The sequence below is a fragment of the Ponticoccus litoralis genome (genome assembly GCF_039769985.1).
In the GTDB taxonomy this organism is placed as follows: domain Bacteria; phylum Pseudomonadota; class Alphaproteobacteria; order Rhodobacterales; family Rhodobacteraceae; genus Ponticoccus; species Ponticoccus litoralis.
Map to the genome: position 1 here is coordinate 1003111 of NZ_JBDNCH010000002.1, position 21440 is coordinate 1024550.

Annotated in this window: 17 protein-coding genes, 1 tRNA gene and 4 pseudogenes; 8 read left to right on the forward strand and 14 right to left on the reverse strand. The window is 67.7% G+C overall.

What is annotated here, in order from left to right; translation table 11 throughout:
* Positions 1 to 76 precede the first annotated feature (76 nt).
* A complete protein-coding gene (gene lpxK / locus ABFB10_RS05980; RefSeq protein WP_347165807.1) occupies positions 77 to 1072 on the forward strand; it encodes a tetraacyldisaccharide 4'-kinase in 996 nt (331 codons plus the stop codon).
* Between the two features lie 204 nt (positions 1073 to 1276).
* On the opposite strand, the pseudogene ABFB10_RS05985 reads toward lpxK, so the two are convergent.
* Positions 1277 to 2138: pseudogene (locus tag ABFB10_RS05985) on the reverse strand (N-formylglutamate amidohydrolase).
* A gap of 151 nt (positions 2139 to 2289) precedes the next feature.
* Here ABFB10_RS05985 and ABFB10_RS05990 point away from each other — a divergent pair.
* Together ABFB10_RS05990 and ykgO are read left to right on the forward strand one after the other, a co-directional pair.
* Positions 2290 to 2364 (forward strand) — tRNA-Val (locus ABFB10_RS05990).
* A 100-nt stretch (positions 2365 to 2464) separates the two neighbouring features.
* A complete protein-coding gene (gene ykgO / locus ABFB10_RS05995) occupies positions 2465 to 2590 on the forward strand; it encodes a type B 50S ribosomal protein L36 (protein ID WP_005859170.1) in 126 nt (41 codons plus the stop codon).
* Between the two features lie 212 nt (positions 2591 to 2802).
* Here the strand turns inward: ykgO and ABFB10_RS06000 are convergent, their stop codons facing one another.
* The 13 genes and pseudogenes from ABFB10_RS06000 to ABFB10_RS06060 all read right to left on the reverse strand — a co-directional run bounded on the left by ABFB10_RS06000 (position 2803) and on the right by ABFB10_RS06060 (position 16445).
* Complete coding sequence (locus tag ABFB10_RS06000; protein WP_347165808.1) at positions 2803 to 4530, reverse strand: peptidoglycan-binding protein; 1728 nt, start codon at positions 4528 to 4530, stop codon at positions 2803 to 2805.
* A 165-nt stretch (positions 4531 to 4695) separates the two neighbouring features.
* Positions 4696 to 5868: a phenylacetate--CoA ligase family protein gene (locus ABFB10_RS06005; RefSeq protein WP_347167944.1), complete on the reverse strand. Its 1173-nt coding sequence runs from the start codon at positions 5866 to 5868 to the stop codon at positions 4696 to 4698.
* Positions 5869 to 6018: 150 nt separating this feature from the next.
* Positions 6019 to 6867: pseudogene (locus tag ABFB10_RS06010) on the reverse strand (phosphatase domain-containing protein); the annotation flags it as partial.
* Positions 6868 to 6886: 19 nt separating this feature from the next.
* Positions 6887 to 7711, reverse strand: a complete 825-nt coding sequence (locus tag ABFB10_RS06015) for an ABC transporter ATP-binding protein (RefSeq protein ID WP_347165809.1) — start codon at positions 7709 to 7711, stop codon at positions 6887 to 6889.
* Positions 7712 to 7884: 173 nt separating this feature from the next.
* On the reverse strand, positions 7885 to 8037 hold the full coding sequence (locus ABFB10_RS06020; protein WP_347165810.1) for a hypothetical protein: 153 nt from the start codon (positions 8035 to 8037) through the stop codon (positions 7885 to 7887).
* On the reverse strand, positions 8000 to 9184 hold the full coding sequence (locus ABFB10_RS06025) for an ABC transporter substrate-binding protein (protein WP_347165811.1): 1185 nt from the start codon (positions 9182 to 9184) through the stop codon (positions 8000 to 8002). The genes ABFB10_RS06020 and ABFB10_RS06025 overlap by 38 nt, the downstream gene beginning before the upstream one ends.
* A 160-nt stretch (positions 9185 to 9344) precedes the next feature.
* On the reverse strand, positions 9345 to 10421 hold the full coding sequence (locus ABFB10_RS06030) for a branched-chain amino acid ABC transporter permease (RefSeq protein WP_347165812.1): 1077 nt from the start codon (positions 10419 to 10421) through the stop codon (positions 9345 to 9347).
* Positions 10422 to 10599: 178 nt separating this feature from the next.
* On the reverse strand, positions 10600 to 10863 hold the full coding sequence (locus tag ABFB10_RS06035; protein WP_347165813.1) for a hypothetical protein: 264 nt from the start codon (positions 10861 to 10863) through the stop codon (positions 10600 to 10602).
* Complete coding sequence (locus ABFB10_RS06040; RefSeq protein WP_347165814.1) at positions 10860 to 11114, reverse strand: hypothetical protein; 255 nt, start codon at positions 11112 to 11114, stop codon at positions 10860 to 10862. Before ABFB10_RS06040 ends, ABFB10_RS06035 begins: the two co-directional genes overlap by 4 nt.
* A 63-nt stretch (positions 11115 to 11177) precedes the next feature.
* On the reverse strand, positions 11178 to 12131 hold the full coding sequence (locus ABFB10_RS06045) for a branched-chain amino acid ABC transporter permease (protein WP_347165815.1): 954 nt from the start codon (positions 12129 to 12131) through the stop codon (positions 11178 to 11180).
* Positions 12132 to 12296: 165 nt separating this feature from the next.
* A pseudogene (locus tag ABFB10_RS06050) lies at positions 12297 to 13113 on the reverse strand (ABC transporter ATP-binding protein).
* Positions 13114 to 13325: 212 nt separating this feature from the next.
* Positions 13326 to 15290, reverse strand: coding sequence for an AMP-binding protein (locus ABFB10_RS06055; protein WP_347167945.1), 1965 nt, complete (start codon positions 15288 to 15290; stop codon positions 13326 to 13328).
* A gap of 300 nt (positions 15291 to 15590) precedes the next feature.
* A complete protein-coding gene (locus tag ABFB10_RS06060) occupies positions 15591 to 16445 on the reverse strand; it encodes a LysR family transcriptional regulator (protein ID WP_347165816.1) in 855 nt (284 codons plus the stop codon).
* A gap of 101 nt (positions 16446 to 16546) precedes the next feature.
* Between ABFB10_RS06060 and ABFB10_RS24005 the strand changes: the two are divergent.
* From ABFB10_RS24005 to ABFB10_RS06090, 5 genes and pseudogenes are all read left to right on the forward strand, one after another.
* Positions 16547 to 17590 (forward strand): annotated as a pseudogene (locus tag ABFB10_RS24005) (M20 family metallopeptidase); the annotation flags it as partial.
* A 118-nt stretch (positions 17591 to 17708) separates the two neighbouring features.
* On the forward strand, positions 17709 to 18356 hold the full coding sequence (locus ABFB10_RS06075; RefSeq protein WP_347167946.1) for a gamma-glutamyl-gamma-aminobutyrate hydrolase family protein: 648 nt from the start codon (positions 17709 to 17711) through the stop codon (positions 18354 to 18356).
* A gap of 197 nt (positions 18357 to 18553) precedes the next feature.
* Positions 18554 to 18853 carry a RidA family protein gene (locus tag ABFB10_RS06080; RefSeq protein ID WP_347165819.1) on the forward strand — a complete coding sequence of 100 codons (300 nt, stop codon included), beginning with the start codon at positions 18554 to 18556 and terminating at the stop codon, positions 18851 to 18853.
* 1 nt (position 18854) lies between these two features.
* Entirely contained in the window at positions 18855 to 20156 is a 1302-nt protein-coding gene (locus ABFB10_RS06085) for an FAD-dependent oxidoreductase (protein ID WP_347165820.1), read from the forward strand.
* Positions 20140 to 21387, forward strand: coding sequence for an Nramp family divalent metal transporter (locus ABFB10_RS06090; RefSeq protein ID WP_347165821.1), 1248 nt, complete (start codon positions 20140 to 20142; stop codon positions 21385 to 21387). Before ABFB10_RS06085 ends, ABFB10_RS06090 begins: the two co-directional genes overlap by 17 nt.
* The last annotated feature ends 53 nt before the right edge of the window (positions 21388 to 21440 follow it).

Here is a 21440-nt window from a genome sequence, read left to right on the forward strand (position 1 = left end):
TCGTCTCGGGCGGCGCTGGTGGACGAGGTGCTGGCCCTGGTCGGAGAGGCGCTGGACGCCCGGAGGTCTGCCTGACATGCGCCCGCCCGCCTTCTGGAACACCGACCCCGAGCACCCCGCCCGGCAGGCCCGCCTGCTGGCCCCGCTAGGGGCCCTGACCGCCGCCGCCACTGCGCGGCGGGTGGCGCGGCTGCCCAGCCACCGCCCCGGCGTGCCGGTGATCTGCGTCGGCAACGTCAATGCGGGCGGCACCGGCAAGACGCCCACGGTGATCGCCCTCGCGCAGCGGCTGGCGGCGCGCGGGGTGACGGCGCACGTCGTCTCGCGCGGCTACGGCGGTCGGCTGGAAGGCCCGGTCCGCGTGGCCGATCACAGCGCCGACGAGACCGGGGACGAGCCGCTGCTGCTGGCCGCCTTCACGCCGACATGGGTGGCCAAGGACCGCGCGAAAGGCGCGGCAGAGGCCGAGGCGGCGGGCGCCGACTGCATCCTGCTGGACGACGGCCTGCAGAACCCCGCCCTGCCCCGCGACCTGACGGTGGTCACGGTCGATGCGGCGGCGGGGTTCGGCAACGGGCGCTGCCTGCCCGCCGGGCCGCTGCGCGAGCCGGTGGACCGGGGCCTGAGGCGCGCCGACCTGCTGCTGTCCATCGGCGCTCCCGCCGCACAGGACCGCTTTGCCGCCACATGGGGGGCGCGCATCCCGGTGCCGCATCTGACAGGCCGCCTTGAGCCGCTTCAGACCGGCATGGACTGGGAGGGCCTGCCGACGCTGGCCTTCGCCGGGATCGGCCACCCCGAGAAGTTCTTCGCCACCCTGCGCGGGCTGGGCGCCGAGCTGCGCCAGACGGTTTCGCTGGACGACCACCAGCGGCTGGCGCCCGCGCTTCTGGCCCGGCTGGAGCACGACGCCGCCCGCATGGGCGCGCAGCTTGTCACCACCGAGAAGGACGCGGTCCGCCTGCCGCCAGAGTTCCGGGGCAAGGTGCTGGCCCTGCCGGTCCGGCTGAGCCTGCACGACGCCGCGCCGCTCGATGCCGCTCTGGACCGGCTGTTCCCCAGCGCGCCGTAAGACAGCAAGCGGAATTTCCGGGCCCGCTGGTCTGCTTTGGCCCCGGGACGGTGCTGGCGCCTCGCTTTGCCACCGGGCGCGCGCCGGGGCTGATCGCACTACGCCCTGTCACGGCCCACAGCAGCCCAAACCGACAACCGCCTGTCTGCCTGTACCCGGGAAAGGCCAAGGCCCCGGCGGTCCGTACCGCCGTCGTGGAGGCGGTTACTCTGCCGCCATCCGCTGCTCTCCGGCGCCAAGCGCCGCGATGTCCGAGACGACACCGCGCAACACGCGCCGGATGGTGTGGAAATCCTTGTTCTACCGGATGCGCTGTTCGTCCATGTAAAGCGAACGGTCGATTTCCACCTGCACCGCATGCTGCCCGCGCGAGGGGCGCCCGTAGTGCTGGGTCGTATAGGCGCCCGCGAAGGGCACGTTGCGCGCCACCACGAAACCCGCCTCGACAAAGGCCGCCTCGACCCGTGCGACGATCCCGGGCGAGGCCGAGGCCCCGAAGCGGTCGCCGATCACGATCTCGGGCCGGGCACCGCCGCCCCGGGTGGCGCCGTCCAGCGCCTCATGCGGCATCGAGTGACAGTCGATCAGCACCGCCTCGCCGAATCGCTCGTGCGCCTGTCGCAGCAGCAAGTGCAGCCGCTCGTGGTAAGGCGCCCAAATCCGGGCGATCTCGCTTGTCCGCCTCGACCCGGGACAGCTTGCCGCGATAAATCGCCCGCCCGTTCGCCACGACGCGCGGCACCACGCCCAGCCCGCTGGCGACCCGGGGGTTGTGACCGCCACGCTTCAGCCCGTCGATCAGCGCCGGGTCCAGCTCGTCCGCGGCGCGGTTCAGGTCGACGTAGGCACGCGGCGCGCCGGCCCGCAGCAAGGGCGCCCCGAAGTGCGGGGCACAGTCGAACAGCCTGTCCACATAGGCATCTTCAGAGGTGCGGATGCTGTGTTCGTCCAGAACGGTAGTGCGCAGGAAGGTCCAGGGATAGTCGCGGCCCGAGTGCGGAGAGGCGAAAACCACGCGCGACGTGTGGGCTTCGGGCAGATGCAGATGGTAAGCGGTCTGTGGCATCCCGGCTCCTTGTGATGGGCGATCATAGACTGATTTCTTTGTTTGCCAAAAGCCCTTGATCCCACCCCGGAACCTATTTATAGAGCGCTGCACCGGCGCGGAAAACTCCGCGCCTCTGTCTTTCAGGGGCGCGCAGACCACACCGGCCATAGGGCGATTAGCTCAGCGGTAGAGCACTTCGTTGACATCGAAGGGGTCACTGGTTCGATCCCAGTATCGCCCACCATGGAATTCACCGCCCCGCCCGGGGCGCGCCTGTCAGGCGCACGGGGCGGGGCACGGGCCTTAACCAGGCGCTCGCGCGCCGCGATATCGGGAGAGACGACATGAAAGTCGCCAACTCGCTCCGCTCGCTCAAGAACCGCCATCGCGACTGCCGCGTTGTGCGCCGCAAGGGCCGCGTCTACGTGATCAACAAGACGCAGCGTAAGTTCAAGGCCCGTCAGGGCTGAACGACCGCCCAGAGCGAACATCTCCAGAACCCGCCTGCCTCCGGCAAGCGGGTTTTGTTTTGCCTGTATGCCATACCCGAACGCTCCGGCCCGATCGCCCCGGCGCCCGATGGCCCCGGGGCCCCGGGCGGCAAGCGGCGGGGTGGGCCAGTGACCCGCCGCACCCGGTCCCGGGCGGGCCGCAGGCGAATCGCGACCCGACGCCTTTGCCCTCAGTCGTTGCCCAGAACCCCATCCGCCAGCAGCCGGACCACGGTCTGTTCGTCAAAATACCCTGACACCCGCAGGCCCCGCGTTTCCTGATAGCGGCGCAGGGCGCGGCGGGTGTCTTCGTCGAAGCGACCGTCGACCTCGCCCACCGGCAGGCCAAGCTGCGACAGCCGGGCCTCGGCCAGCCGCTTCGCCACGGCGTTGAGGTTCAGCTCTGCCTCTTCCTGACGCGCCACGGCCACGTCCTGCACGCGCCCGCTTTCCTGCTCCAGCCGCCGGACACGGCTTTCCGCCTCGGCGGCGAAGGCACCGCCCGGGAAGGTTTCCAGGTAATCGCGGTAGGCCTCGACCGTGCCGCCCGCCTCGGCGCGCTCCCGTGCCCGGCGGTCAGAGGCGGCGGCGCGCTCTTCGCGCTGCCGCTCGATCTCCCGCAAGAGCGCGCGGGCGTCCTCGACAAAGGCGCCGTCCGGGAAGCGTTCGAGATAGGCGCGGATAGAGGCCTCGTCACCCCGGCCCTGCATGTCGCCCCAGAACAGCCGGTCCTGCCGCTCCAGTTCGGCCTGCCGCTGTTCCGCCTCGCGTTCCAGTTCGGCGGCGCGGGCCGCGGCCCGGGTGTCGATGGTGGCGATCTGCCCGGCGGTCAGGTAGCCCGAGGTCTCGACCCCCTCATCCTTTTGCCACGCCTTGATGGCACCGCGCGTGCCAGAGCCGAAGATGCCGTCGATGCCGCGCGTGTCGAAGCCCAGCATGGTCAGGTCGCGCTGCACCGCGCGCCGCGCCTCGCGGTCCAGTTCCAGCTGCTCTTCCGCCCGGCGCTGCTGGTAGAAGGGTTCGTCTTCGATGGCCTTCAGCCGCTGCCGCGCGGCACCGGCAAAGGCGCCCTCGGGGAAGCGCGAAAGATAGGCGTCGTAGCCCTCTGCCGTATCGGCGCCCTGGGCAAGGTTCCGGGCAAGCTCGTCCTCGGGGTCGACGGCGGGGGCCTCCGGTTCCGGAGCGGGTTCGGGCGCTTCGGCTTCCGGCGCCTCGGGGTCGGGCAGCGGCGGTTCGGTCGCGCCCTGCGGGGCGCCTGCCTCTTCGGGCTGCACGATCACAAGATCCTGTGGCGCATAGCCTTCCAGCGTCAGCGCATAGTCCGCCGCGGCGCGCGACAGAAGACGCCCGGCCCGCGCAAGGTCGCGCGCCGCGTAGCGCGCCACATCCGCCGCCGGACCGCGCAGGACGGTGACGCCCTGCGGAATGTCCAGATCCCCGGCACCCAGACGCAGCCAGGGGCCGACCTCGGGCTCTGCCGCCGATTCGCCAAGGATCAGGAAAGCGCGCCCGGGGTACTGCTCCAGAACGCTCAGCGCCGCGTCCAGCGGGAAGGCCTCTGTCAGCACGCGGGCCTCATCGATCGCGCCGTCGTCCTCGACCGGCAGCAGGTAGGCGCCGCCGGTCCCATGCAGGAAGGCACCGGCCAGCACGATCACCACCGGCCCGCCCGCGTCCTCTGCCAGCATCTCGGCGAAGGCCCCGAAGGCCTCGCGCATGGCCGGGGCGTCGGCGTCCTGCACCTCGGCCACGTCGAAGCCCTTGTCGCGCATGGCCTGCGCCGAGGCCGCCACCCGCGCCGCGCCGAACAGGGTCTGCATGGCGCTGTAACGGCTGTTGCCGATCACCAGCGCGTCGCCCTCGGCGAGCGCGGGCGAGGCCGCAATCAGGGCCATGGCCGCAAGTGTCGGAATACGCATGACAAATACCTCATGAATCGGGGCGTTTCCGATAGCCTACCCGGCATGTCCCGCAGGACAAGCGCCGCAAGCGAGCCCAGGGGCCGCCCCCTGCCCCGCCATTCCGCGACCACCCACCGCGTCAACGGGAAATTTCACAGCGCGGGCAGAGGCTTGACAGGCCCCTCAGTCGTAGCTGCGCGCGTCCTCGATCACCAGACCGTCGCGCGGCAATCCGCCGAGCGGCACAAGCTCTACCGCGCCCCGCAGCTTCAGGATCTCGGCGATGCTCTTTTCATAGGCCGCCGCATCGGCCGCCTCGGTCTCGATTCGCACCGTCATCACGTCCGTCTCGCCATCCCGAGAGGCCACGACCCGCGCCCGCGCCACCTCGGCATGGCGCGCGACCAGCTCCGCCACCTGCTCGGGCCGCACGAACATGCCCTTGATCTTGGTGGTCTGGTCGGCGCGACCCATCCAGCCCTTGATGCGGGTGTTGGTCCGTCCGCAGGGCGACTCGCCGGGCATCACGGCGCTCAGGTCGCCGGTGGCGAAGCGGATCAGCGGGTAGTCGGGGTTCAGCGTGGTCACCACGACCTCGCCCACCTCGCCCTCGGGCACCGGGTCGCCGGTGCCGGGGGTCACGATCTCGACGATCACCCCCTCGTCGAGGATCATCCCCTCCATCGCCGCGCTCTCATAGGCGACATTGCCAAGATCGGCGGTCGCGTAGCACTGCAGGCAGGCGATGCCGCGATCCGCGTACCACTGCCGAAGCGAGGGGAACAGCGCACCGCCCCCCACCGCCGCCCGGGTGATCCCCAGCGCGTAGCCCAGTGCGTCGGCCTTTTCCAGGATCACCTTCAGGTAATCCGGCGTGCCCGCATAGGCCGTCACGCCGACGTCGCGCGCGGCGCGGGCCTGCAACTCGGTCTGGCCGGTGCCGGCGGGCAGCACGGCGGCGCCGACCGCCCGCGCGCCGTTCTCGAAGATCATCCCGGCGGGCGTCAGGTGGTAGCCGAAACAGTTCTGCACGATGTCCCCCGCGCCGATCCCGCAGGCGTGCAGGAAGCGGCCCATGCGCCACCAGTCGTGGCTGGTGCCGCCCGGTTCGTAGATCGGCCCCGGCGACTGGAAGACATGGGCGAGGTTCGACACCGGCAGCCCCCCGAAGGGCGGCTGCCCGGCCTGCCGCGCCACAAGATCCGACTTGCGCAGCACCGGCAGGGCCGCCAGCTCTGCAAGATCCGCGACCGCCTGCTGACCGTTCCGCGCCAGCTGCGCATTCAGCGCCTCCAGCTGCGCCGCCGCGCGCTGGTCCCGGCTGCGCGTCTCCAGAGCGTCGAAATAGCTGCTCATATCGCCTTCCCCTTCCTGATCCCCCGGCAGCACCGCCGCGCCGAGGTCGTCGAATGAAGCCACAACGGCCACGGGCACTCCGCCCGCGCCGATCTCGTCCATCGCGGCGCGGGTCCGGGCAGAGACCCGCCCCGACGCCTGCCGCAGGATCACCCCGCCGATCCGCCCCGGGTGCCGCGCCACCGCGTCGCGGTAGACAAGGGCATCCTTCTGCCCGGTGTCGCCGATCAGCCAGAACCGCAGCCCCGGCGTGGCGCCGAGGATCGCGTCGATCGAGGCGCCCTTGTGATCGCCATGCCCGGCCCCGATCAGCCCCCGGTCCGACACCCCCAGATCGCGCAGGAACATCGGCCCCGGCACCAGCCCGGCGCGGTCGAAGATCTTCTCGAGGAAGGCAAACAGGTTCCAGGGCGACGAACTGACGTAGTAGACCGGATTGCGCCCACCCTCGTGCAACCGGCGCATCAGAGCGATGGCATCGTCAAAGACCTCTCGCGTCAGGGCATTGCCGGTGAAGGTGGTCCACAGATTGCGCAGCAGCGAATGTGCCCCGGTGCGCAGGACCGTGTCGTCGATGTCGGAAATCACGCCGAAGCGCGCCTCGGCCTGCGGCACCAGAACCGGCATCGGCACCGGGTCGTCGCCGCCCTCCGCCAGCTCCGCCGCCACATGCACCCAGCCCGCGTGGTCGGGCGCGCGCGGCACGTGCAGGCGCACGTAGCCCTCGGCATCGGAGAGCGCCTCGACCCCCTCGGCGCGCACGCGCACGTCGCGCACCTCCGAGGTCAGGAACAGCGACAGCATCTGCCTGAAATTCGTCCAGCGCGTCTGGTCCGCCTCGGGCGCCGCCCGCCGGACGGCGCTGACCACACGGCCCTGCAGGACCAGCCCGCCCGGCTCGGCATAGCCGCGATAGGCCTTCAGCATGGGCCGCCCCTCGCGCCGGAACGCCCGTTCGATCAATCCCTCGACGCCCCGCGCCGCCCGCGTCAATGCCATGCCACCTGCTCCTTTCGCTTCAGGCAAGCCAACGCTTGCGGCGGCGATAGGATCGCACGTCGCGGAAGGACTTGCGCCCCTCGTCCGACATGCCGAGGTAGAATTCCTTCACATCCGGGTTCTCGCGCAGCTCCTTGGCAGGCCCCTCCATCACCACGCGCCCGTTCTCCAGGATATAGCCCGAATGCGCGTATTTCAGCGCCACATTGGTGTTCTGTTCGGCCAGCAGGAAGGACACGCCCTCGTTCTCGTTCACCGATTTCACGATCTCGAAGATCTGCTCCACCAGCTGCGGCGCCAACCCCATGGACGGCTCGTCCAGCAGCACCATCTGGGGCCGCGACATCAGGGCCCGCCCGATGGCGCACATCTGCTGTTCCCCGCCCGAGGTATAGCCGGCCTGGGACTTCCGCCGCTCCTTCAGCCGGGGAAAGTAATCGTAGACCATCTGCAGGTCGGCCTCGACCGCGCCCCTGCCGTCGCGCCGCGTATAGGCGCCGGTCAGAAGGTTCTCCTCCACCGTCAGATGGCCGAAGCAATGCCGCCCCTCCATCACCTGGATCACCCCGCGCTTGACCAGCGCCGCCGGGTCCAGATCCTGCACCCGCTCGCCCTTGTAGAGGATGGAGCCCTTGGTCACCTCGCCCCGCTCGGAATGCAGCAGGTTCGAAATCGCCTTCAGCGTGGTCGTCTTGCCCGCCCCGTTGCCGCCCAGCAGCGCGGTGATCCCGCCGGTCTTCACCGACAGCGACACACCCTTCAGCACGAGGATGACGTGATTGTAGATCACCTCGATATTGTTGACGTCCAGCAGGACCTCGTCTGACTTCGTGCTGTCCGGCATGGCACCCCTCCTCGCCGCGGGAACGCGACCTTCGTGCTTCTTCTTGGTCCAAATACCCCTGCGCCCGAGCGCCGCAAAACGCAGCGCCGAAGCAGGGCGCGACGGGGCCGAAGGGCCTTCCCAAGGCCCTTTGGCACCCGGCGGCGAGGTCTCCCGCCGCCGGGCCGCCCGTGTCAGTTCGCTGCCGCGCAGTCGTCGTTCACCGGCCAGGGCGCGTTGGCCTCGGCGTATTCGGCGGCCTTCTCCACCGCCAGGGCGCGGTAGCTCTCGATATCCGGCGTCAGGTGGTCAGAGGCCTGCACGAACTTCTCGCCGTCCCACTCCATGATCCAGCCACCCGAATGCCCGGTGTGGTTGTTGCAGGAGGTCTTGAAGGGCGCGATCATGCCGGTCAGCCCCAGCTCCTCGATCCGGGCCTCGGTCATGTCGATGTTCTCCAGTGCCCCAGCGCAGCTGCTTGGCATCGATCACATCGGTCTCGAAGTGCTTCTGCGCCGAGATCACACCCTCGGCGAGGATCGCCGAGATCAGCATGCCGCGTCCGTAGAACACGCCCTTCATCTCTTCCGCGTCGGTCTTCGACAGGCCCGCGTCGATGACATGCTTCTGCACATCCGCATAGACCGGTGCATCCAGGTTCGGGATCGACCACGAGATCGACTTGTAGCCCTTGCCCTCTTCTCCGACGAGCCGCAGGTCGGCGTCATGCCCGGCCCACCAGACGCCGATGAAGTTCTCCATGGGGAACTTGGTCTTCACCGCCTCGGTCACGGCTCCGGCGTTCATCGCGCCCCAGCCCCACATGACCACGTAGTCGGGCCGCTCGCGGCGGATCTGCAACCACTGCGCCGACTGGTTCTGCATCTCCTTCAGGCCGACCGGGATCGGCACCAGCTCGAAGCCCTTCTCCTCGGCCAGCTGCTCCAGCACCGGCAGCGGCTCTTTCCCGAAGGGGTGGTCGAGATGCAGGTGCACGATCTTCTTGCCCTCCAGCGAGCCCTGCCCCTCGAGGTACTGGATGATCATGTCGGCGGCATCCCAGTAGCCGCCCGGCGTGTTGAAGGCCCACTGGAAGGTCTCGCCCTGCATCATCGGGCTGAAGCCGTAGCCCGAGGCAAGGATCGGGATCTCGTCGACATTGGACTTCGGCAGCACCTGCAGCGTGATGCCGGTGGACCAGGGCTGGGTCACGATGGCCTGCCCCTTGGTCTTCTCGTAGCATTCCACGCCCTTCTCGGTGGAATAGCCGGTCTCGCATTCCTCGGCATTGACCATGACGCCGCCGATGCCGCCGTCGCGGGCGTTCAGCATCGCCATGTAGTCCGCCTGCCCGTTCATCAGCGGAATGCCGGTGGCGGCAAAGGGGCCGGTCCGGTAGGCGAGGTTCGGCAGGTAAAGCTCTTCCGCAAGGGCGGACCCCGCCGTCAGTCCCGCCACCACGGCGGCGACGGCCAGTTTCGTGAAACGTGTCATAGTCTTTCTCCTCCCTGAGAATGCTTGCGTATCGTCTTTGGTCTTGGGCGCGCCGGCTGCGGCGCACCGTCGGGTGGGTTTGCAACCCGCCATGGCCTGCGGCGCCTCCGGCCCCGGGCGGTCCCCTGGCGGTCCCGGTCCCGGCCGGACAGGCCCGCCATCAATGCGGGAAGGGCCAGATGATCAGCTTCTCCCGGATCAGCCGCCACAGCTGTGCCAGCCCGTGCGGTTCCACGATCAGGAAGAAGACGATCAGGCTTCCCACGATCATGATGTTCAGATGCTCCACCGTGGCGCTGTCGATGGGGATCCCCAGCGCGTTCGGCACCGGGTTCAGCACCACCGGCAGGCCGACGATCAGGATGGCGCCAAGGTAGTTGCCCATGATCGACCCAAGCCCCCCGATGATCGCGATGAAGAGGATGCGGAAGGACAGCGGGATGTCGAAGAGGTTCGGCTCTGCCGCGCCGCGCCACATGAAGACGAAGAGCGCCCCGGCAACTCCGACGATGTAGGAGGACACGGCAAAGGCGGTCAGCTTGGACTTCATCAGGTTGATGCCGATCAGCTCGGCGGCGATGTCCATGTCCCGCGTCGCCTTCCACGTCCGGCCCAGCGTGCCCCGCGTCAGGTTGATGCAGAGCATGGTCAGCAGGCAGACGATGAAGAGCACCACGTAATACTGCACGATGGAACTGGCCTGCGGCCCCGAGACATAGAGCCCGAAGATATCGAGGTTCGGCACCTGGATCGCCCCCGAGGCGTTGTAGTTGTAAAGCCAGGCCCATTTCTCGAACAGCCAGACAAGGAAGAACTGCGCCGCCAGCGTGGCGATGGCCAGATAGAACCCCTTGATGCGCAGGCTGGGGATGCCGAAGGCCACCCCGATCCCCGCCGAGAAGACACCCGACAGCAGGATCGCCACGATCGGGTTCATCCACGGCATGATGGTGATCAGCTTGTAGCAGGCATAGGCGCCGACCCCCATGAAGGCCGCCGTGCCCAGCGACAGCTGCCCGGCATAGCCCGTCAGCACGTTCAGCCCCAGCGCGGCCAGCGAGTAGATCAGGATCGGGATCAGCAGCGTCTGAAAGGCGAACTCGCTGGCCGTCAGCGGAAAGATCACCCAGGCAAAGAGCAGGATCACCCCCAGCAGAAAGGCATCCTGCCGCACCGGGAACAGCGCCTGGTCCGCCTGATACGTCGTCTTGAACTGTCCCGCCGTGCGATAGAGCATCGCGTCTTCCTCCCTTTGCCGGCCCTCCCGGCCAGCCTGTTCTTCCGCAGGCCGGGCCTCTGCCCGGCCCCGCCGTCATCCTCCGGCCCGGTTTGCGGCCCGCTGCCCGCCCAGATGCGCGCGGCGCGCCGGTTTCGCGGCGGTCAGGCCCGGACCCGCAAGGCAGCGGGCGCCGCCGTCATTCCACACCCCCGTCCCGGGGGCCGCGCCGCACCATGGCGCCAAGGCTCATGACCCGCGCCATCATGCCCAGCGTCAGCGCCGCCCCGGTCAGCCCGACCGCCATGGCGCCGTTGACACTGGCCGAGACCAGCCCCGCCACGGGATGCACCGCGCTAGCGCCATCCTCGCCCAGCCCGTTGGCGCCCCGCGCGATATCCGCCACGCCCGGGTCGGTCTGCCGCCTCGGTCGCGCCCGGCTCTCGCGCATCGCCCTGGTCATTGCGCCTGCTCCAGCCCGGCATCGACCTCGAACCGCGCCCGGCTGCCCGAGGGCCGGGCATAGCCCGACCGCTCCGAATGCCGCACAATCCAGAAATAGGCCCACAGTCCCGCGGCCGCGCCCACCGAGGCCAGAAGCAGCGCGGCAACCATCCGCGAGCCCTCTTCCGGCGGCGTCGTCAAGGCGAGGTATCCAAAGGCCCAGAACCCTGCCCAGGCCACCACGTTGAGGATTGCGATCAGCTTTGCCACGTCTTGTCACTCCCTCGGGCGGGCTTCACCGCCTCCAGTCCGAAGATCGGTCGGACAGCCATCCTAGACACGCTCGATGATCCGCTCGCCGAACAGCCCCTGCGGGCGGAACAGCAGCACGATCAGCGCCAGCACGAAGGCAAACCATGTCTCGGTATTGCCGCCCAGCAGCGGCTGCCCCCAGTAGATCTCGAACAGCTTTTCCAGCACGCCGATCATCAGCCCGCCGATGATCGCACCGGTGATCGACTCGAGCCCGCCCAGCATCAGCACCGGCAGCGCCTTGAAGGCGATCACCTCCAGCGCGAAGGACACCCCGGCCCGCGCGCCCCAGGCGATGCCAGTGACCAGCGCGATGATGCCCGCGATGAACCAGACCAGCACCCAGACCGTCTGCAACGAGATGCCCACCGACAGCGCCGCCTGATGGTCGTCGCCCAGGGCCCGGATTGCGCGCCCCATCTGGGTGTAGTTCAGGAAGGCCAGCAGCGCCGCCACCAGCAGAACCGCCACCACGACCACGGTGATATCGAGGTGCTGCAGGATCAGCAGCCCGCCCTGCGGCTCCAGCACCGTGTCGCCGGTGGGAATGCCCAGTTCCCCGGTGATCATCACCTTGTTCTCGCCGCCGAAGATGATCTCGCCGCCGCCGATCAGGAACAGGGTGATGCCGATGGTCGCCATGAAGAGAATGATGTCCGGCTGCCCGACCAGCGGCCTGAGCACGATCCGCTCGATGCTGACCGCAAGCACGAACATCACCCCCAGCGTCAGCGCCACGGCGATCCAGGCCGGGATGCCATAGGCATGCAGCCCCACCAGCGTCAGGGCGGCAAAGACCACCATGATGCCCTGCGCGAAGTTGAAGATCCGGCTCGACCGGAAGATCAGCACGAAGCCCAGCGCGATCAGCGCGTAAAGCACGCCCGAGACCAGCCCCTCCCATAGCACCTGAAGGAAGAAATCCGGTGCCTCGATCATGTCCGCGAAGGGCGTGATGAAGATGTCTCTCAGCATGATCCTCTCCCCGAAGGCGTCCGGCCTTCATATTCTTCTGTCCAAAAATATCCCGGGGGTGAAGGCCGGTCCGCGCAGCGGCGAGCCGTCCGGGGGACGGATCGAGGCCGAGGGGCAGAGCCCCTAACGACGCAGCCGCCCGCATGGCGTTCGAAAAGACGCGCCTTAATCATGCGGCACCCCCAGGTAGGCGTCGATGACGTCCTGGTTGCCGCGCACCTCGTCGGGCGTGCCGTCGCCGATCTTCTTGCCGTAATCCATGACCACCACCCGGTCGGACAGGTCCATGACCACGCCCATGTCGTGCTCGATCAGCGCGATGGTGGTGCCGAACTCGTCGTTCACGTCCAGGATGAAGCGGCTCATGTCCTCCTTCTCCTCGACGTTCATCCCCGCCATGGGCTCGTCCAGCAGCAGGATCGAGGGCTCGGCGGCCAGCGCGCGCGCCAGTTCCACCCGCTTCTTCAACCCGTAGGGCAGCCGCCCCACCGGGGTCTTGCGGATGCGCTGGATTTCCAGAAAGTCGATGACCCGCTCGACATGCGCGCGGTTCTCCATTTCCTCGTCGCGGGCCTTGCCCCACCACAGCGCCTGCGCCGCGATCCCCGCCTTCATATGCGTGAGCCGCCCGGTCATGACGTTGTCCAGAACCGTCATCCCCTCGAACAGCGCGATGTTCTGGAAGGTCCGCGCGACACCCATGCGGGCCACCTCGTAGGGCTTCATCGGCGGGCGCTTTTCGCCCTTGTACCAGACCTCGCCCTCGGTCGGCGTGTAGAAGCCGCTGATGATGTTCAGCATCGAGGACTTGCCCGCCCCGTTCGGCCCGATGATCGCCCGGATCTCGCCCTCGCGGATGTCGAAAGAGATATCACTGGATCGCCACCAGCCCGCCGAACTTCAGCGTGATATTGCGCATCTCCATCAGCGTGCCGCCGATCTGCCGCCCGTCGGCGGTGACGTAGCCCTCGGTGTCCTTCATGCGCAGGCTCCCTGCTTCTTCTTGGCCCAAATACCCCTCTCCACAGCTGCAACCGGCGGTGGGCTCGCGGGCAGTAGCGCCCCCCGGACCCCACCTCCTGCGGGATGGTGGGGTAAGCCCCGGTTCGCCGCAGGCGACACACCGTCCGGGGGACGGTGTGAGGCGCGAACGGGCGAAGCCCTGCGATCCGCGCAACGGGAGCGTCCGGCTCGTCATTCCGCCGCCACCTTCGCCTGCGCGACGGGCCAGGTCTTTGCGTCCCGCACCGCCAGCGTCGCCTTGATCTTGCCCTTGCGGTCGTCCTCGTAGGTCACTTCGGTCTCGGTGTAGACGGACTCCGATCCGTCGTACAAAGCCGTCACCAGGTCCTCGAACTTCTCGCCGATCACCTTGCGGCGGACCTTGCGGGTGCGCGTCAGCTCTCCGTCGTCGGCGTCCAACTCCTTGTGCAGCACGAGGAAGCGGTGCACCTGGCAGCCGGACAGCATCTCGTCCTGCGCGATGCTTTCGTTGACCTCTTCGACGTGGGCCTGAAGCGTCTCCAGCACCTGCGGGTGCTGCGCCAGCTCCTGGTAGGACGCATAAGCGATATTGTTGCGCTCGGCCCAGTTGCCCACCGCCGAAAGGTCGATGTTCAAAAAGGCGCAGCAGCGGTCGCGCCCGGCGCCGAAGACCACGGCCTCGAGGATGTTGGGGTAGAATTTCAGCTTGTTCTCGACGTATTTCGGCGCAAACAGCGCCCCGTCCGCCATCTTGCCCACGTCCTTGGCGCGGTCGATGATCCGCAGGTGGCCGCTGTCTTCCTCGATGAAGCCCGCGTCCCCCGTGGCCACCCAGCCCTCCGGGTCCTTGGTGTCCGCCGTCGACTCGGGGTTCTTGTAGTATTCCACGAAGGTCCCGGGTGAACGGTAGTAGACCTCTCCGCTGTCGCCGATGCGGATCTCGACCCCCGGCGCGGGCACGCCCACGGTGTCCGAGCGCACCTCGCCGTCCGGCTGCACGGTGATGAAGACGCTGGCCTCGGTCTGCCCGTAAAGCTGCTTCAGGTTGATCCCCAGCGAGCGGTAGAAATCGAAGATCTCCGGCCCGATGGCCTCGCCCGCCGTATAGCCCACGCGCACCCGGCTGAAGCCCATGGCATTCTTCAGCGGCCCGTAGACGAGGAACTCGCCCAGCCGGTACTTCATCCGGTCCAGCGCCCCCACCGGCTTGCCGTCCAGGATGCGCGGCCCGACCTTGCGGGCATGGGCCATGAAGTGCTTGAACATCCGCTGCTTCAGCGGCGAGGCATCCTCCATCCTAATCATGATCTGCGTCAACTGCGTCTCGAAGATCCGGGGCGGGGCAAAGTAATAGCTGGGCGCGATCTCGCGCAGGTCGGTCATCAGCGTGTCGGCGCTTTCGGGGCAGTTGACGCAGAAGCCCTTCCAGTAGGCCTGCCCGATGGAAAAGATGAAATCCCCGACCCAGGCCATGGGCAGATAGGCCAGCACCTCGTCGCTGCGTTTCAGGTGGTCGAACTCGGCAGAGGACTTGGCCGCCTCGACGATATTGCGGTTGGACAGCACCACGCCCTTGGGCTTGCCGGTGGTGCCCGAGGTGTAAAGCATCACGCAGGTGTCGTCGTAGCCAAGGCCCGTCCGCCGCCGGTCCAGTTCCGGCAGGAATTCGTCGCGCGCGGCGCGGCCCTGCGTCTGCACATGGTCGAACTGGTGCAGGGCGCTGTGGTCGTATTTCCGCAGACCGCGCGGGTCGACGTAGATCATGTGTTCGAACTGGTGCAGGTCGTCCTGGATCTCGATGACCTTGTCGACCTGCTCCTGATCGGCGGCGATGACGAAACGCGCGCCGCAATGACCCAGGACATATTCCATCTCTTCGGCGACGGCATCCTGATAGAGCGGCACCGGCACCGCCCCGACCATCTGCGCGGCGACCATGGACCAGTAGAGCGTGGGCCGGTTGCGCCCGATGATGGCGATGAAGTCGCCCTCGTTCACGCCGAGGTTCAGCAGACCCAGCGCCAGCGCCTCGATCTCTTCCGCGGTCTCGGACCAGGTCCAGCTTTGCCAGATCCCGTATTCCTTCTCGCGGTACGCCGGGGCACCGCCGAACTCGGCGACATTGCGCTTGAGCAAGTCGGGAATGGAGCGCAGACCAGCCGCGCCCTCAACCATGTGAGCCAATCCGTTTCCTCCCTGCGCCGGTCTTTCCGGCCTCCGCCGAACCCGTTGGCCGGGCCCTTCTCCATGGCGGACGATTCTGTACCCAGTGTGGGACCCGCTCAGGCTTGCGGTCAACTTTTTCCTGATGTTTTCCCAATTCTTACGAATTGTAACAGGGGCCGCCCGGGTCGGCGGTGAATGGCGGCCCGTCCTTTTCCCCGGCCCGGAATGGGCCCGGGCCGCGCCGCAGCAAGACCGGGCATCCGGCCCTGCCCCGGGCCGCGAGAGGCATCCGGACGGCGGCCTGGCGCGTCAGGCAACCTGCCCGACGAATCGCCGCAGCCTGTCGGCAAGGGCGCGCACGATCACCGGGGGATCGACGCTTGAAACCTCGACGATCAGGCTGAATTGCGGCAGCGGAGGCAGGCGCGGATGGGACCGGATCAGCGATGGATCGGTGCAATCCTCGATCGGCATCGCGCCGACACCAAGGCCGGACCTGACCCCGGCCCGCACGCCTTCCAGCGTGCTGCAGGAACAGGCCGACCGCCACTGGTCCCCCGCCGCCTCGATCACCGCGCTGGCCGCGCGGAAGTACTGGCAGGGGCCGCTGACATGGGCCAGAGGGATCGCCGCATCGCCGTCCAGATCAAGGCCCGGATCCGCGATCCAGACCAGCGGGCTGCGCGCAAGCGTCGGGTCGGTATCCGGGCCGACCGGGCGCCGCATCACCGCAAGGTCCAGATAGCCGTCGCGCAGCCCCTTGCGGTGGCGCTCGGACAGGCTGGCGTCGATGCTGACGGAGACCTTCGGCACGGAGGCCAGAAACTCCTGAATAGCGGCCATGATGGCCGGGAACAGGTGGTAATCCTCGGGGATGCCCAGCCGGATCGCACCGCCCAGGTAGCTGGGCACAAAAGCCTCGATCAGGCGGTCGGCGGCGCCGACCACCTCCTGCGCGCGGACGCACAGGGCCTCGCCTGCCGTGGTCAGCTCACAGCGCCGTGTCGTGCGGTTGAAAAGCTGCGCCTGAAGCCTTTCTTCCAGCTTCCGGATATGCCCGCTGACCGTCGACTGGCTGAGGTTCAGATGCGCCGCAGCCACGGTGAAGCTGCCCATCTCGGCAACGGCCAGGAAACTTTTCAGCGCGGTGGTGTCCATCGCCATTTATCACATATTCCGATAAATGAAGCAAGCTTTACCGATTATGTTTGCGGAACGGATGCCGTAGCTACCCCGAAGCCCGAAGTGGAGAGGAAAGGGGAGACATGGTTCATTCCGATTTGTTCGACGCCGTCGCTTTCACCGCAGAGCTGGTCCGCATCCCCAGCTGCGACCCGCCGGGTGGCGAGCTTGCGGTGGCGCAGGCGGTGGCACGCCAGCTTGCGGCCCTCGGGATCGAGCACGAGCTTGACGAGTTCCTGCCGGGCCGTGCCAATGTGATCGGTCGGGTGCGCGGAACCGGGGCCAAGCCGCCCCTGGTGCTGTCCGCCCATCTCGACACCACCCCCGTGGGCGAGCAGGACTGGCAGTTCCCGCCCTTCGCCGGCGATGTTGTCGATGATCGCCTGCGCGGGCGCGGCGCCTCGGACATGAAATCGGCGGTCGCGACCTTCATCGCCGCCGCCGACCGGATCAACCGGCGCGCCGAGCCGCTTGCGGGCGACGTGATCCTGGCCTTCACGGCTGGGGAAAGCGCCAACTGCCTTGGCGCGCACCATCTGGTGAAATCCGGCTTCCAGTCGGAAATCGGCGCCTTCCTCTGCGGCGAGCCCAGCACGCTGGATATCATCGTCGTAGAAAAGGCGATCCTGTGGCTGCAGGCCACGGCCAAGGGTGAGCTGGGGCATGTCTCTGGCGCGGCGGGCATCAATGCCATCGACCTGATGGTCGATTTCCTGACGGACCTTCGCGGCCTGACGCTGGACCTGCCCGAGCATCCCCTGCTGACGCCGCCCTCGGTGAACGTGGGCAGGATCGAAGGCGGCAGCGCGGTCAATGTGACGCCCGACCGGTGCTCTGCCGAGATCGACGTCCGGTTCGGCCCCGGCATCGCGGTCGAAACGGTGATGGCGCAGCTGGAAGCGGTGCTGCCCGCGGGCGTCTCGCTAGAAATCACCGATTTCAAACATGCGGTGGAAGAACCCTCGGACAGCGATTTCGTGGCCGCCTGCACCGCGGCCATCGCCAGCCGAACGGGCCATGCGCCGCAGATCAAGGGCGTGTCCTATTACAGCGACGGTGCGATCCTTCTGGAAGGTCTGGATGTGCCCTTCGCCATCGTCGGCCCCGGCGATCTGGGCATGAGCGGCCAGGCGAACGAAACCGCCAGCGTAGAGCGGATCTCGCCAGGTGGTCGACATCTACGTCGATATCGCCACGCGGTGGCTGTCGTGACCGCGCGGGCGCCGCTGATCGCCATCACGCCCGATTGCGACGACGGGGCGGGACGGCTCGACGGAAACGCAGTACATCGTGCGCCGGAACTATGCCGAGGCCATCCGCGAGGCGGGCGGCATCCCGGTGATCCTCTCCTACGATATCGCGGAGATCCCGCGCTATCTGGAATGCTTCAGCGGCTTCCTGATCACCGGCGGCACCCCGAACGTCACGGTCAAACCCCTTCGGACCGATTTCGAGATGGCGCTGATCGGCGCCGCGCTGGATGCGGGCCGCCCGCTGCTGGGGATCTGCAACGGCATGCAGATGATCGGCCTGACCCTTGGCGGCACGCTGATCGACAGCATTCCGGACGAGATCGAAGCCGCGGCAGAGCACCTGCCCTTCGCGGTGCCCGACCGTTTCGGACACCGGATCGCCATCGCGCCCGGCACCGGGCTTGCCGGGCTGGCGCAGGCCGCAACCGCAGAGGTGAACAGCCTGCACCGGCAGGGCATCGGCGGCAGCGGCAGCTTCGTTGTTTCCGCGGTTGCGCCCGACGGCGTGGCCGAGGCCATCGAGGGGCTGACCGAAAGCTATTGCGTCGGCCTGCAATGGCATCCCGAGTACCGACTGTCGCGGCTCGACCGCGCCATCGTCAACGATTTCGTGCGCGCCTGCTGCGGCGCCGACGACTAGCCGACACCCTCAACGGATTGGATCCGACATGAACGTTTCTGAGAAACTGGCCGCGCTTGGCCTCGTGCTTCCGGCTGCCTCGACCCCACCGGGCGCGTTTCGCGGCGCGGTGCGCCATGGCAATACCGTCACCGTCTCCGGGCAGGTGCCCCTGCAGGACGGCAAGGTGATGATGGTCGGCAGCCTCGGGCGCCGATGTGACGATCGAACAGGGCCGCGACTGCGCCCGCTGCGCCCTGCTGAACGCGCTTGCGCAGGTCGAGGCGATCTGCGGGTCGCTGGACCTTGTCGAAGGCTTCGTCCGGCTTGGCGGATACGTGGCGGCAACGCCCGATTTCACCCAGCACGGCAAGGTGATCGACGGCGCGTCCGAGCTGCTGCGCGACATCTTCGGCGACCGGGCCGCCCATGCCCGCGTGGCGATGGGCATGGCCTCCCTGCCCCGCGGTGTGCCGGTCGAGATCGAACTGACCGTCATCCTCCGGGACAACGGCTGACATGGCGCGCGTCGCCGTGATCGGGGCGGGCGTCGTTGGCGTCGCCTCGGCCTACATGCTGTGCAAGGCCGGGCATCAGGTCACTCTGGTCGACCGCAATGCCGGCCCCTGCGCGGGCGCAAGCGTCCGCAACGGTGCCCAGTTGAGCTATGCCTATGGCGACGCGCTGGCATCGCCCTCGCTGCTGAAGCACTTGCCGGGCATCCTGCTGGGGCGCGACCCGGCCTATCGGGTCCGTCTTCACGCCGATCCCGAGTTCCTGATCTGGGGCCTGCGCTTTCTGGCGAACACAAGCAGCGCGCGCTATCTGTCCAATACCCGCTATCTTCTGCAGATGGCCGCTGGCACACGCAGTCTTCTGCAAGAGGTCCTGGACGAGTTCCAGATGGACTTCGATTACACGGTTTCGGGCAAGATGATCCTCTTCCCGACCGCCGCCTCCTTTGCGGCGGCGCAAAGCGGCTACGCGCTCAAGACCTCGATGGGCATCCGGCAGCAGATGCTGAGCCGCGACGAGGCGACGGCCATCGAGCCCGCCCTCGCCCATTACCGGGACGAGATCGCGGGTGTCGTCTACAGCCCCGACGACGCCGCCGGGCGACCAAGCGAGTTCTGTGCGCAGCTGATCGGGCACCTGACGGCCTCCTACGGGCTGCGGACGCGGTATCAGTGCGAGGCCGAGCGGCTTCTGACCCGCAAGGGCCGGGTCCATGGCGTGATGTTCCGCAACTACGAGACGCTGGACTGCGACGCCGTGGTCATCGCCACCGGCTATGGCACCAAGCTCTCGGCGCCCTTCAGCCCTGCCTTCAGCAGCGTCTGGCCGGTGCAGGGCTATTCCGTGACGCTGCCCGCCACGGAAGGGGCGATGCAGACCTCCATCACCGATCTCAAGCGCAAGATGGTCTTCGCCCGGCTGGGCGATCAGGTCCGGATCGCGGGCATGGCCGATATCGGCCGCCGCCGCTTTGCCTTCGAGCAGGATCGCTTTGCCGCGCTCAAGGAAGGCGCGCAGGCCGCCTTTGCCCGGGGCTTTGCCTCTGCCGAGGAACAGGATGCGCAATCCTGGTCCGACGCCCGGCCCTGCACGCCCTCCTCGCGCCCGATCATCGCCCCGGGCAAATCCAGGGGCGTGTTCCTGAACTACGGCCACGGCACACTGGGCTGGACTCTGTGCCTCGGCTCGTACCGCGAGACTGCAGGAGGTCATGCGCGACCACGGAATTTAACCGACACACCGGCGCCAGGCAGAGCCCTGGCCACCAGACACTCAAAGGGAGAAGAGAATGAACGACAAGACTGAAACCGCGGCACCGCCGCAGCATTCGTTTCGCGACAAGCTTCGGGCCATAGGGCCCGCCGTCGTCATCACCGGTTCTTTCATCGGTCCCGGCACGATCACGACGGCAACCCGCACCGGCGCGGACTACGGCTACAGCCTGCTCTGGACCGTCGCTTTCGCCATCATCGCCACCATCGTCCTGCAGGAAATGGCCGCCCGCCTTGGCGTTGTCACCCGTGAAGGACTGGCGGAAGCCATCGGCAAGACCTTCCAGAACCGCATCCTGAAGTATCTCAGCCTCGGGCTTGTCGGGCTTGCCATTCCGCTGGGCTGCGTCGCCTACATGGGCGGCGACCTGACCGGCTCTGCCGCCGGCCTGTCCAGCATCACCGGCGTCTCCACGCAGATCCTCGGGCCGCTGATCGGGATCGCCATCCTGATCCTGATCAACTACGGCCCCTACGAGCTGGTCGAGAAGATCCTGATGGTGCTGGTCGCGATCATGGCGGTCGTCTTCGTCTTCGCGATGTTCGCCGTCGGACCCGACTGGTCCGAGGTCGCGACGGGCCTGATCCCCAGCATTCCGCCCGGCGGCCTGTTCCTCGTTCTGGGCCTGATCGGCACCACCATCGTTCCCTACAACCTGTTCATTCACGCAGTGAACGCACGCAAGTCCTTTGCCAGCACCGACGAGCTGGCGCTGACCAAGCTGGACATCTTCGTCGCGATCACCGTCGGCGGCGTGATCACCGCCGCGGTCCTGATCACCGCCGGGGCCGTCATTCGCGGGGTGCCCGTCGAGAGCGTCGCCGTCATGTCCGAGGCGCTGCGCCCGATCATGGGGGATTTCTCCAACTACTTCCTCAGCATCGGCCTGATCGCGGCGGGCCTGTCCTCGGCCATCGTGACCCCGCTTGGGGCCTCCTATGTTCTGGCGGGCATCTTCGGGTGGCGCTACGACAAATCGGACCGCCGCTTCTTTGCCACCAACATGGCGATCCTGATCTTCGGCATCCTGATCTCCGCGACCGGCCTGAACCCCATCGCCGTGATCATCTCGGCCCAGGTTCTCAACGGGATCATCCTGCCCGTCGCGGTGATCTTCCTTGTCGTGATCACCAGTCAGGCCCGCTTCATGCGTGAGTACGTGAACTCGAAACTCTCGCTGACCCTCGGGGCTCTCGCGGCCATCGTGACGCTCTTCCTTGGCGGGAAAAGCCTGATCTCGACGCTGACCGCCCTGTTGGGCTGACCCTTGTGCGCGCCATCCGCGAAGGGTGGCGCGCGCTGACCCTGCAAGGCAGG